The organism is Arthrobacter sp. B1I2 (assembly GCF_030816485.1).
GTDB lineage: Bacteria > Actinomycetota > Actinomycetes > Actinomycetales > Micrococcaceae > Arthrobacter.
In genome coordinates this window covers 580,296-592,633 of sequence record NZ_JAUSYC010000001.1, presented here as the reverse complement: position 1 = coordinate 592,633, position 12,338 = coordinate 580,296, and the positions used below count along the sequence as shown (strand labels likewise).

The window sequence follows — 12,338 nt, the reverse complement described above, 5'->3', positions numbered from 1 at the left end:
GCCGCCAGTCCGCAAATCGAGAGGACATCGCACTGCCGATGACACAACAAACTGCAGCTGATACCGCCGCCTGGACCGGCGCGGCAGCGATCCTGTTTGACTTGGACGGGGTGCTGACGCCCACGGCCACCGTGCATGAGCGTGCCTGGCAGGAACTGTTCGACGGTTACCTGTCCTCGCAGCCCGGGGTCTCCGGATACAGCGAAAGCGACTACTTCGACCACATCGACGGCAAGCCCCGTTTTGACGGAGTGCGCGACTTCCTGGCCTCCCGGGGGCTCAAGCTGCCGGAAGGCCCGCTGGATGATGCCCCTGACAACGAAACCGTCCAGGGCCTGGGCAACCGTAAGAACGCGATCTTCAATGACATCGTGAGCGCCGGCGTCGAACCGTTTGAGGGCTCGGTGCGCTTCCTCCAGGCCGCGCTGGACCGCGGACTCAAGGTCGCCGTCGTCTCCTCCTCCCGCAACGCCCCCGCCGTTCTGAAGGCCGCCGGACTCAGCCACCACTTTGCAGTCGTGGTGGACGGCGTGGTGGCTTCAGCGCAGGGGCTGCCCGGCAAGCCAAACCCGGACACCTACGAATATGCAGCCAAACTGCTGGGCCTGCCCAGCTCCGAGTGCGTTGTGGTGGAAGACGCGGTGTCGGGCGTGCAGGCCGGACAAGCGGGATCGTTCCATTTGGTCATCGGGGTGGACCGCGGTGCCGGGCGGCAGACGCTCCTGGACGCCGGGGCCACCCTGGTGGTCGACGACCTTCAGGAACTCATCCCCTAAACCCGCCGCCAGACCCCCTGTTGCCTTCCCCGGGCAACTCTGCTGCTTCCCCGGGCAGCTCAAGTCCGAATACCACTCTTCCCCCGAATACTCCGTGCCGGCCTGCCCGGCAGCACGGCAAGGCCAAAAGGACCCCGACCATGGCACTGATCACCGCGGACCGCGAACGGTTCCCCGACACCCCCTGGCAACTCGTTGAAACGCGCCACGAGACCGGCAGCGCGGGTGCCCTTGAAACCCTGTTCGCCCTGGGAAACGGGCACTTGGGGATCCGGGGTTCCCATTGGTCGGCGGCCGACGCGGAACTGCCGGGCAGTTTCATCAACGGGCTGCACGAAATCTGGGACATCAAGCATGCGGAGAACGCCTTTGGGTTCGCCCGGACGGGGCAGCGCATCCTTTACATCCCGGACGCCAACAACTTCACGGTGGTGGTGGACGGGGAAAGCCTGAGCCTGGCCGAATCCGAGGTACTCGATTACCGGCGGACCGTCGATTTCTCCACCGGCATCTACGAGTGCAGGATCACCTGGCAGTGCCGGTCCGGTGCCACGGTGACCACCACTGAACGGCGTGCCGTTGGCTACGCATCCCGCGGCAGTCTTGCCATCTCCCTGGAGGTGGCCACGGACCGGCAGGTCTCCCTGGACGTCACCTCCTCAGTCATCAACCGCCAGGACCAGCCGGTGGAAGACCACTCCGTGCATGATCCGCGCAGGGCCGGCCGGCACGCCGGACGGGTGTTGCTGCCCGTGCGGCTCGACGGCGGCGACGGCTCCCTGCGACTGTCCTGGGAGGCGGCCGAATCCAAGCAGCGGGTGGGGATCGCGGTGGACCACTGGACCTCCGCCGGTCACCAGCCGTTCGAGACCTTGGTGGACCAGGATGACAGCAGCGTCCGGTACGTTCTTGCAGTCGACGCCTACGATCCGTTCCGGCTGGAAAAAAGCGTCAGCTACGCGGCCGGCCGCACCGTCCAGGACCCGGACATCGACGCAGCCGCGGTGGCGGAAGAGGCGTTACGTCCGGTGAATGACATCTTTGCCGAAAGTGTTGCCCACTTCCGTGACTACTGGGCTACATCCGACATTGTGGTTGAGGGCGGGCGCCCAGGCCTGCAGCAGGCCATCCGGTGGAACCTGTTCCAGCTCGCCCAGGCCACGGCGAGGGCCGACGTCGCCGGCATCCCCGCCAAAGGCGTGACTGGTTCCGGCTACGAGGGGCACTACTTCTGGGACCAGGAGGTGTACCTCCTGCCGTATCTGACCTACACGAATCCCGACGGCGCGCGGCAGGTCCTGGAGTTCCGCCATGGCATGCTCCCCGAAGCAAAAATCAGGGCCAAGGAGCTGAGCGTGGACGGCGCACTCTTCCCCTGGCGCACCATTAACGGGCTCGAAGCCAGTGCCTACTACGCCGCCGGCACGGCCCAGTTCCATATTGCGGCCGCGATTGCCTTCGCCACCAACAGGTACCTTTGGGCTACCGGCGACTCCGCTTTCCGGGAAGGAATGGGCGCGGAGCTGCTGATCGAGACCGCCCGGATGTGGATATCCCTTGGCTTCTTCGGCAAGGACGGGCAGTTCCATATCCACGGCGTTACGGGTCCTGATGAGTACACGGCGGTGGTGAACGACAACCTCTACACGAACGTCATGGCCCGCTTCAACCTGCGCGCAGCGGCCGCGCTTGAGCACGCCGGCATCTCACACGAGGAACGCCAGCTGTGGGAGGCCGCGGCCAGCCGGATGCAGTTGCCGTTCGACGAGCGGATGCAGGTGCACTCCCAGGACAACGACTTCATGACCCTGGAGGCCTGGGACTGGACCACGCCGCGGTCCAAGTACCCGCTGCTGCTGCACTTCCACCCGCTGGTGATCTACCGCCACCAGGTCCTCAAGCAGGCGGATACGGTCCTGGCCATGTTCCTGCAATGGCAGGATTTCACAGCCGAGGAAAAGCAGCGCGCCTTCGACTTCTACGATCCCATCACCACGGGCGACTCCACCCTGTCCGCTTGTGTTCAGGGAATCATGGCCGCCGAGGTGGGCTATTCAAAGGAAGCCCTGGATCACTTCACCAGCGCCGTCTTCATCGACCTTGACGACACGCACGGCAACACCATCGACGGCGTGCACATCGCCTCCACCGGGGGAGTCTGGAGCTCGCTGGTATGCGGCTTCGCCGGGATGCGTGACCAGGGCCGCGTCCCGTTCTTCGATCCGCGCCTGCCCGCCGAATGGGAAGGACTCGCCTTCCACCTGAAGATCCGGGGCCGCCTGCTGCTGGTGCAGCTTGCGGCCGGCGCCATCACGCTGACGGTCCAGGAGGGCGGGCCGCTGGAGGTGGATGTCCGCGGCCAGCGCCTCACTGTGGCGGGCCAGCCCGTGCAGGTGCCACTGGAGCGCGTCCCGGAACCGGAGCCCACGGTCTTCCCGAGCGGACTGCCGACGGCGAGCATCCCCGTGGTGCGCGGCAACAGCTGAGCGGGTTGCCAGGTTCAGGGGTACCCGTCCGACGGCGGGCCGGCAGGTAGTCCCGCCGGCCCGCCTGGGTATCCTGCCGCCGTCGTGCGTTCCACCCATTCCTGCCGCTTAGCAAGTTCTTAGCCTGCCAGCAGGGTGGCGGCTTCCTGGCGGGTGGTGCCGGAGTCCTGGATGCCGTCGGCGATGTGGGCGAGTTCGGCGGGGATGTCGCGGCCCTTTTTGCGCATGGCGGTGGCCCAGAGGCGGCCGGCGCGGTAGGAGGAGCGGACCAGGGGTCCGCTCATGACGCCGAGGAAGCCGATCTCCTGGGCTTCGTGCTGGAGGTCCACGAATTCCTGGGGTTTGACCCAGCGGTCCACGGGCAGGTGCCGTTCGGAGGGGCGCAGGTACTGGGTGATGGTGATCAGGTCGCAGCCTGCTTCGTGGAGGTCGCGGAGGGCTTCGGAAATTTCTTCGCGGGTTTCGCCCATGCCCAGGATGAGGTTGGATTTGGTGACCATGCCCAGGTTCCGGCCCTGGGTGATGACGTCCAGGGAGCGTTCGTAGCGGAACGCGGGCCGGATCCGCTTGAAGATCCTGGGGACGGTTTCGACGTTGTGCGCGAAGACCTCGGGGGCGGAGTCGCAGATCGCCTTGATGTGGTCGGGTTTGCCGGAGAAGTCCGGGATCAGCAGTTCCACCCCGGTGCCGGGGTTCAGTTCGTGGATCTTGCGGACCGTTTCGGCGTAGAGCCAGACGCCTTCGTCTGCGAGGTCGTCGCGGGCCACCCCGGTGACGGTGGCGTAGCGCAGGGCCATGGACTGGACGGAGCGGGCCACCTTGGTGGGTTCGAACCGGTCCACGGGTGAGGGCTTGCCGGTGTCGATCTGGCAGAAGTCGCAGCGGCGGGTGCATTCGGAGCCGCCGATCAGGAACGTGGCTTCCTTGTCTTCCCAGCATTCGAAGATGTTGGGGCAGCCGGCTTCTTCGCAGACGGTGTGCAGGCCTTCCTTTTTCACCAGGTTCTTCAGCCCGACGAACTCCGGGCCCATCTGGACCTTGGCCTTGATCCATTCCGGTTTGCGCTCCACCGGGACCGCAGCGTTGCGCTGCTCGATCCGCAGCATCTTCCGGCCTTCAGGTGCCAATGTCATTTCTGTACTTCCTTCAGCATTCGACGACGTTGACGGCGAGGCCGCCCATGGCCGTTTCCTTGTATTTGGAGCTCATGTCCTTGCCCGTTTCGCGCATGGTGATGATGACCTCGTCCAACGAGACGCGGTGCGAACCGTCCCCCCAGAGCGCCATCTTCGCGGCGTTGATGGCCTTCGCCGCGGCGATCGCGTTTCGTTCGATGCAGGGAACCTGCACCAGCCCGCCGATCGGATCACACGTCAGGCCCAGGTTGTGCTCCATCGCGATCTCGGCCGCATTCTCCACTTGGGCAGGGGTCCCGCCCATCACTTCCGCGAGTCCGGCGGCCGCCATCGACGACGCCGAACCCACTTCGCCTTGGCAGCCCACCTCCGCCCCGGAGATGGAGGCCTGTTCCTTGTAGAGCACCCCGACGGCGCCGGCGGCGAGCAGGAACTTCACCACGACGTCGTCGCGGTCCTCCTGTGTGGCGTTCTCCATCCCCGGGGCGAAGTGCAGCGCATAGAACAACACTGCAGGGATGATCCCTGCCGCGCCGTTGGTCGGCGCGGTGACCACGCGACCGCCGGAGGCGTTCTCCTCGTTCACCGCAAGGGCGATCAAGTTAACCCACTCCTGCCAATACTTCTGGTCGTAGAAGTCCTGGTCCTGGCCTTTACAGTCCGGCCGTGAACTTTCCTTTTTCAGCCGGTCGTACCAGTCCGGGGCACGACGGCGGACCTTCAGTCCCCCGGGCAGCACGCCTTCGCGCTTCAGGCTGGTGGCTACGCAGCCCTCCATCACGGAATAGATGTGCAGCAGGCCCTCGCGGATTTCCCCGGGAGTACGGCTGTCCTCCTCATTGACCCGCATCACGTCGCTGATGCCCAGCCCGGTTTCCCGGCAGTGTTCCAGCAGCTCGGCAGCGGTGCGGAACGGCAGCGGCAGTTCCTTCTTGGACTCTTCGAGTTCCTGCTGGGCGGCGTCCTCCTCGCCCTCGCGCACTATGAAGCCGCCGCCCACCGAGAAAAACGTGGCGGCGTGCAGGACGTTGCCCTCGGCGTCGGACACCGTGAAGGTCATGCCGTTCGTGTGGCGGGGCAGGACAGTCAGCGGCCGCAGCACCATATCCTTCACCCCGTACGGCAAGGACACCGCCCCGGCGAGCTGCAACATCCCGGTCTCCGCGATGGCGACCAGCCGTTCTTCCACCTCGTCGGGCAGGATGAGCTCCGGATGGAACCCTTCCAGCCCCAGCAGGACCGCGGTCATTGTGCCATGCCCATGCCCCGTCGCCGCGAGGGAACCATAAAGGTCCACCCGCAGCGAGGCCACCTCCGCGAGCTTGCCCAGGCCCTTGAGCTCCTCCGCAAAAACGGCAGCAGCCCGCATCGGCCCCACAGTGTGGGAGCTGGAAGGGCCAATACCGATCGAAAAGAGATCAAATACGCCAACGGCCATGGTGGGATTCCTTACTAGTCGTGTAGCGGGCGGGTAGAGCGTCACCAAGGCGACGTGGGCACGAGGGGCTGGCGGAGCCGGACTTTTCGAAAGCGTGCGTCAAAGCGACGAAGGAGCAGCACGCGTGAAAATGTCCGGTCCGACGGTCCCGCAGGGGATTACAGGCCCGGGTAGAGCGGATGCGCAGAAGCCAAAGCCTCGACGCGGTGACGCAGCCCGGAAAGGTCCGCGCCGGCGTCGGCAATCAATGCCTCGGCGATGACGTCCGCAACCTCCCGGAAGGCTGCTTCACCGAAGCCGCGCGTGGCCAGTGCCGGGGTGCCGATCCGGAGACCCGAGGTCACCATCGGCGGCCGCGGGTCGAAGGGGACAGCGTTGCGGTTGACCGTGATGTCGATTTCCGCAAGCCTGTCCTCGGCCTGCTGGCCGTCGAGCTCACAGTTGCGCAGGTCCACCAGGACCAGGTGCACATCGGTGCCGCCGGAGACCACAGAGATCCCCTTGGCGTTGACGTCGGGCTGCACCAGGCGTTCGGCCAAAATCCGGGCGCCGGCCAGGACGCGTTCCTGGCGCTCCTTGAACTCGGGCGAAGCCGCGATCTTAAACGCTACGGCCTTGCCGGCGATGACGTGCTCCAGCGGGCCACCCTGTTGACCGGGAAACACAGCCGAGTTGATCTTTTTGGCGATGTCGGCGTCGTTGGTCAGGATGATGCCGCCGCGCGGACCAGCGAGGGTCTTGTGCGTGGTGGAGGTGGTGACGTGGGCGTGCGGCACCGGCGACGGGTGCAGCCCGGCGGCCACGAGGCCAGCAAAGTGCGCCATGTCCACCATGAGGTAGGCGCCCACGGAGTCGGCAATCCGGCGGAACTCGGCGAAGTCCAGCTGGCGGGCGTAGGCGGACCAGCCAGCAACGATCAGCTGCGGCTTGTGCTCCCGGGCCAGCCGCTCCACCTCGGCCATGTCCACCGTGTGCGTGTCCTCGCGGACGCCGTACGGCACCACGTTGTACAGCTTGCCGGAGAAGTTGATCTTCATTCCGTGGGTGAGGTGGCCGCCGTGGGCCAGGTTCAGGCCCATGATGGTGTCGCCCGCCTTGATCAGCGCGTGCATCACCGAGGCGTTGGCCTGAGCGCCGGAGTGTGGCTGCACGTTGGCGAACTCCGCGCCGAACAGTGCCTTAATCCGATCGATGGCGAGCTGTTCGATGACGTCCACGTGCTCGCAGCCACCGTAGTAGCGCTTGCCCGGGTAGCCCTCCGCGTATTTGTTGGTCAGCACCGAACCCTGCGCCTGCATCACGGCGACGGCGGTGTGGTTCTCGGAAGCGATCATCTCCAGGCCGTCACGCTGACGGGTGAGTTCGTCGTCGATCTTTACGGCGATCTCGGGATCCAGGGCGGACAGGTCTGCGTCCAGGGACGGGGAGACTACCTGCTCGAAGGCTGCTGTTGTGGTCATGCCAGCGCCGCTCACAGCTCGCCGCCGTTCGCTGCTGCGTATTCCTCGGCCGACATGAGCGGGCCTTCCTCTGTAACGGCCACCTTGAAGAGCCAGCCGGCCCCGTAGGGATCGGTGTTGATCAGGGCGGGGTCGGACACCACGCCGTCGTTGATCTCGATGACCTCACCGGTCACCGGAGCGTAAAGGTCGGAGACGGACTTGGTGGATTCCACCTCGCCGCAGGTCTCGCCGGCGGTAACGGTGGAGCCCACCTCGGGCAGGTCCACGTACACGATGTCGCCCAGGGCATCGGCGGCGACGGCAGATATTCCGATCCCCGCAGGTCCGGCTCCGTCAGCGGCAACCCACTCGTGCTCGGCGGAGTACTTCAGTTCAGAAACAACTTTGCTCATTATCTATTTTCCTTACTCATCAAAAACAGGTCGTGGTTCAGTTGGGTGGCGTCTGACCGAATTCCTCCGCGTGCTGCTCCTTCGTCGCTTTGACGCACGCTTCCGGAATCCGCTCAGCCACCATGGGCGTAGTCACTCACTTGCCGAAAGGTTGGAGCGACGGTGCGCACGTTGTTACTTGCTTCGCTTATAAAAGGGGAGAGCTACCACTTCGAAGCGCTCCGGCTTGCCGCGAAGGTCAACGTCCAGCATGGTGCCGACTTCTGCGAATTCGACGTCAACGTAGGCCATGGCAATGGGGTAGCCGAGGGTGGGGGAGGGCTGGCCGGAGGTCACTTCCCCCACGAGGCTGCCGGCCTTCAGGACGGAGTAGTGGGCTCGGGCGGCCCGTCGTCCGGTGCCCTTGAGGCCCACCAGCTTTTGCCCCATGGTTGAACCGACTCCTGCGGCCTTGATGGCGGCCAGGGCTTCCTTGCCCACGAAGTCGCTCTCCTTTGCCAGCGACACCACAGGGCCCAGCCCGGCCGCGTAGGCGTTGGTGCGGCGGGAGAGTTCGTTGCCGTAGAGCGGCATCCCGGCCTCGAGACGGAGGGAGTCGCGGCAGGCAAGCCCGGCGGGGATCAGCCCGTGGCCGGCGCCAACTTCCAGCAGCGCTTCCCACAGGCCGGCTGCGTCCCCGTTGGGGATGTAGATTTCGAAGCCGTCCTCGCCGGTGTAGCCGGTACGGGCCAACAACAGGTCCTGCCCGTTGATTTCCACCTCGACGGCGGCGTAGTACTTCAACTCCGCGACCAGTCCGTGCTGTTCGGCCGGGACCAGCTGCAGGAGGATCGCTTCGGAATTCGGCCCCTGCACGGCGATCAGCGAAGTCTCCGCAGAGGCGTCCTCCACTGTGACGTCAAAGTTGGCGGAGCGTGCCAGGAGTTCCTTGGCTACCACGGCGGCGTTGCCCGCATTGGGCACTACGAGGTACTTGTCCATGCCCTCTTCGGGGGACGGCCGGCGGTAGGTGATGAGGTCGTCGATGATGCCGCCGTCGGCATCGCAGATCAGCGAGTACTTCGCCTTTCCAACAGCCACCGCGGAGAGTTTCCCTGCGAGGGCGTAATCCAGGAAGGCGGCGGCGTCCGGGCCGGTCACCCAGACCTCGCCCATGTGGGAGAGATCGAACAGGCCGGCAGCGCTGCGGACAGCGTGGTGCTCGGCGAGTTCGGATTCGTACTTGAGCGGCATCTGCCAGCCGCCGAAGTCCGTGAACGAGGCTCCGAGCTTTTTGTGCTCGTCGTAAAGGGCGGTGTAGTTCTCGGTCATGGTGCCGGTCCTTAGTTTTCGAAGTCTTCGAGCGGCGGGCAGGAGCAGATCAGGTTCCGGTCCCCGGCTGCGCCGTCGATGCGCCCCACGGGCGGGAAGTACTTGTCCTGCCGCAGCGACACAACGGGGAAGGCGGCCTGCTCGCGCGGGTAGGCACGGTCCCAGGTTGAAGTGACGACGGCGGCCGCCGTGTGCGGTGCGTTCCGCGCCGGCGATGCCTCAAGTGTGAAGTGGCCATTGGCCACCTGCTGGATTTCGGCGCGGATGGTGATCATGGCTTCGATGAATCGGTCGATCTCCGCCAGGTCCTCGGACTCGGTGGGCTCCACCATCAGGGTGCCGGCGACGGGGAAGGACAGGGTGGGGGCGTGGAAGCCGAAGTCGATCAGCCGCTTGGCCACGTCCTCGGCGGTGACACCGGTCCTGGCCGTGAGTTCACGCAGGTCCAGGATGCACTCGTGGGCAACCAAGCCGCTTTCGCCCGTGTAGAGAACAGGAAAGTACTCGTTCAGCCGGGAGGCCACGTAGTTCGCTGCCAGCAGCGCGGATTTGGTGGCCTCGGTCAGTCCCTCGCCGCCCATGAGCTTCACGTAGGCCCAGGAAATCGGCAGCACGCCGGCCGAACCGAACCGGGACGCGCTGATGGCGACCCCGTGCCCATCCTCGTGGGCAGCCTTAGTGGCGTCGCCGGGCATGAAGGGTGCCAGGTGCGCCTTGGCTGCGACCGGGCCGACGCCGGGTCCGCCGCCGCCGTGCGGGATGCAGAAAGTCTTGTGCAGGTTCAGGTGGGAGACATCGCCGCCGAACTTGCCCGGCTGGGCCAGGCCCACCAGCGCGTTCAGGTTGGCGCCATCGATGTAGACCTGCCCTCCGGCAGCATGGACAGCGTCGCAGACCTCGCGGACGTCCCCGTCGTACACGCCGTGCGTGGACGGGTAGGTGATCATGATGCAGGACAGGACGTCCCTGTTGGCTTCGATCTTGGCCGTCAGGTCGTCGTGGTCGATGGTGCCGTCGGACGCGGTGGCGACGACGACGACCTTCATGCCTGCAAGCACGGCGGAGGCGGCGTTGGTGCCATGGGCGGAGGCCGGGATGAGGCAGACGTTGCGCTGCGCCTCGCCCCGGGAGTGGTGGTAGCCGCGGATCGCCAGGAGCCCGGCGAGTTCGCCCTGGGAGCCGGCGTTGGGCTGGATGGACACCTGGTCGTAGCCGGTGATCGTGGTGAGGTCCGCTTCCAGGTCCGCGATGAGTTCACGCCAGCCTTCGGTCTGGGAGTCCGGGGCGAACGGGTGGATGGAGGCGAATTCCGGCCAGGAAATGGCCTCCATCTCGGCGGTGGCGTTCAGCTTCATGGTGCACGAGCCCAGCGGGATCATGGTGCGGTCCAGCGCCAGGTCGCGGTCGGAAAGCTTGCGGATGTAGCGCAGCAGCTGCGTTTCGGACCGGTGGGTGTTGAAGACCGGGTGCTGCAGGTACGCCGAGGTGCGCAGCACTTCTTCGGGCAGCTCGAAACCCTGCGCGTCACCCACCGGACCGGCGCCAAAGGCGACGGCGACGGCGGAAAGTGTTGCCGCCGTCGTCGTCTCATCAATGGAGACGCCCACCGTGCCGGAGTCGATGAAACGCAGGTTGATGCCGCGGCCTTCGGCGGCGGTGACCACCTTGGCGGCCTTGCCCGGGACGCGGACCGTGAGCGTGTCGAAGAATGAATCGCTGACGAGTTCGCGGCCCATGGCCGTGAGGGTGGTAGCCAGGACCCTCGCCTTGTGGTGGGCGGTCTCGGCGATCGCCTTCAGCCCGTCCGGGCCGTGGTAGACCGCGTAGAAGGAGGAAACGATGGCCAGCAGCGCCTGGGCGGTGCAGATGTTGGAGGTGGCCTTCTCGCGGCGGATGTGCTGCTCGCGGGTCTGCAGCGCCAGGCGGTAGGCGGGTGCGCCGGCGTTGTCCTTGGAGACACCCACGATCCTGCCTGGAAGGGTGCGTTCCAGGCCCTTCCGGACGGCCATGTAGGCGGCGTGCGGTCCCCCAAAGAACAACGGCACGCCAAAACGCTGGGTGGAGCCGACGGCGATGTCCGCGCCCTGCTCACCCGGAGGAGTGATCAGGGTGAGGGCCAGCAGGTCCGCGGCAACGGTGACCAGCGCGCCGCGCTCCTTCGCTGCGGTGATCACGGCGGACTGGTCCCAGACCCGGCCGGAGACGCCGGGCTGCTGCAGCACAATGCCGTTGATGGTCCCTTCCGGCAGGCCCTGGGAGAGATCGGCGACTTCCACGTCAAAGCCGAGGGCTTCGGCGCGGCCCTTGACGATGGCGATGGTCTGCGGGAGGCAGTCGGCGTCCATAACCGTTTTGCCGTCGGCCGCGGGCTTGGTCTTGTTTGCGCGGCGCATCAGCAGCACGGCCTCTGCCACGGCGGTTGCTTCATCCAGCAGCGAGGCATTGGCCACCGGTAGGGCCGTCAGGTCCTGGACCATGGTCTGGAAGTTCAGCAGTGCCTCAAGCCGGCCCTGGGAGATTTCCGGCTGGTACGGGGTGTAGGCGGTGTACCAGGAGGGGGATTCGAGGATGTTGCGGCGGATCACCGGCGGGGTCACGGTGTCGTAGTAGCCCTGGCCGATCATCTGGACAGCGGTCTTGTTCCTGCCCGCGATCCGGCGGAGCTCGGCAAGGACCTCCACCTCGCTGAGGGCGTCGGTCAGCTTGAGCGCGGTTTCCTGGCGGATGGAGGCGGGAACGGCAACGTCCACGAGGCCATCCACGCTGTCGTAGCCCACGGCCTTGAGCATGGTGTCGACGTCGGCCTGGCGGCGCGCGCCGATATGGCGGTCAACAAACGATGTTGGAAGCGATTGAATCGTCATGAGGAACTCCGGTTCTGGCCGGCCTGAGGTGGCACGGCGTGTGATGGGTTCCTCCCCGCTCTGTATTGGACCTGAGAGATTCCGCGTTGCCTGCTCTTGGCAGGGGGCCGCTTGCACCGTCGGTGAACCGGACTGAAGCCCGGTTGCTTTCCAGAGTCGCCTCGCCATGACGGTACGTGGGCCTGAGAGATTCCTGGGGAGGATTTGCTCCTACGGCGCCTGCCCGGTGGATGCCGGGAGGACTCTCCCGTCACAGCTCGAAAGGCTTATTCAAATGTGGGTGATTCGGCTCACAAGGTATCGGGATATGCGGCCCTCTGGCAAATCGGCGGCAGCGTTTGGGGCTGGACCCGGCATCTGAAGCGCGCTGGCACCTGCTTTGTGTCGGGAGGGGTTTGACATTCGATCGTGACGGACACCACACTGAACCCCGGGATCGGCGCCTGCCAGTGGCTGGCTCAGCGTATCCGGA

8 protein-coding genes and 1 riboswitch are annotated in these 12,338 nt (G+C 65.8%); of the genes, 2 read left to right on the top strand and 6 right to left on the bottom strand.

The annotated features are described in order from the left end of the window. The first annotated feature begins 38 nt into the window (after window positions 1-38). Window positions 39-776 (top strand): HAD family hydrolase, encoded by a 738-nt coding sequence (locus QFZ57_RS02745; protein WP_306628938.1) that lies wholly within the window; start codon window positions 39-41, stop codon window positions 774-776. Window positions 777-916: 140 nt separating this feature from the next. Next, window positions 917-3,262, top strand: a complete 2,346-nt coding sequence (locus QFZ57_RS02740) for a glycoside hydrolase family 65 protein (RefSeq protein ID WP_306897756.1) — start codon at window positions 917-919, stop codon at window positions 3,260-3,262. Between the two features lie 119 nt (window positions 3,263-3,381). Here the strand turns inward: QFZ57_RS02740 and lipA are convergent, their stop codons facing one another. The 6 genes from lipA to gcvP all read right to left on the bottom strand — a co-directional run bounded on the left by lipA (window position 3,382) and on the right by gcvP (window position 11,866). Continuing rightward, window positions 3,382-4,395, bottom strand: coding sequence for a lipoyl synthase (gene lipA, locus QFZ57_RS02735; RefSeq protein ID WP_306897754.1), 1,014 nt, complete (start codon window positions 4,393-4,395; stop codon window positions 3,382-3,384). 13 nt (window positions 4,396-4,408) lie between these two features. Next, window positions 4,409-5,836, bottom strand: a complete 1,428-nt coding sequence (locus QFZ57_RS02730; RefSeq protein WP_306897752.1) for an L-serine ammonia-lyase — start codon at window positions 5,834-5,836, stop codon at window positions 4,409-4,411. Between the two features lie 158 nt (window positions 5,837-5,994). Next, entirely contained in the window at window positions 5,995-7,296 is a 1,302-nt protein-coding gene (gene glyA, locus QFZ57_RS02725) for a serine hydroxymethyltransferase (RefSeq protein WP_306897750.1), read from the bottom strand. 11 nt (window positions 7,297-7,307) lie between these two features. Continuing rightward, a complete protein-coding gene (gcvH, locus tag QFZ57_RS02720) occupies window positions 7,308-7,691 on the bottom strand; it encodes a glycine cleavage system protein GcvH (protein WP_306897748.1) in 384 nt (127 codons plus the stop codon). A 174-nt stretch (window positions 7,692-7,865) separates the two neighbouring features. Further along, window positions 7,866-9,002 (bottom strand): glycine cleavage system aminomethyltransferase GcvT, encoded by a 1,137-nt coding sequence (gene gcvT / locus QFZ57_RS02715; RefSeq protein WP_306897745.1) that lies wholly within the window; start codon window positions 9,000-9,002, stop codon window positions 7,866-7,868. An 11-nt stretch (window positions 9,003-9,013) separates the two neighbouring features. Beyond that, on the bottom strand, window positions 9,014-11,866 hold the full coding sequence (gene gcvP, locus QFZ57_RS02710; RefSeq protein WP_306897743.1) for an aminomethyl-transferring glycine dehydrogenase: 2,853 nt from the start codon (window positions 11,864-11,866) through the stop codon (window positions 9,014-9,016). Window positions 11,867-12,026: 160 nt separating this feature from the next. Next, a riboswitch (glycine riboswitch) is annotated at window positions 12,027-12,126 on the bottom strand. Window positions 12,127-12,338: the final 212 nt, after the last annotated feature.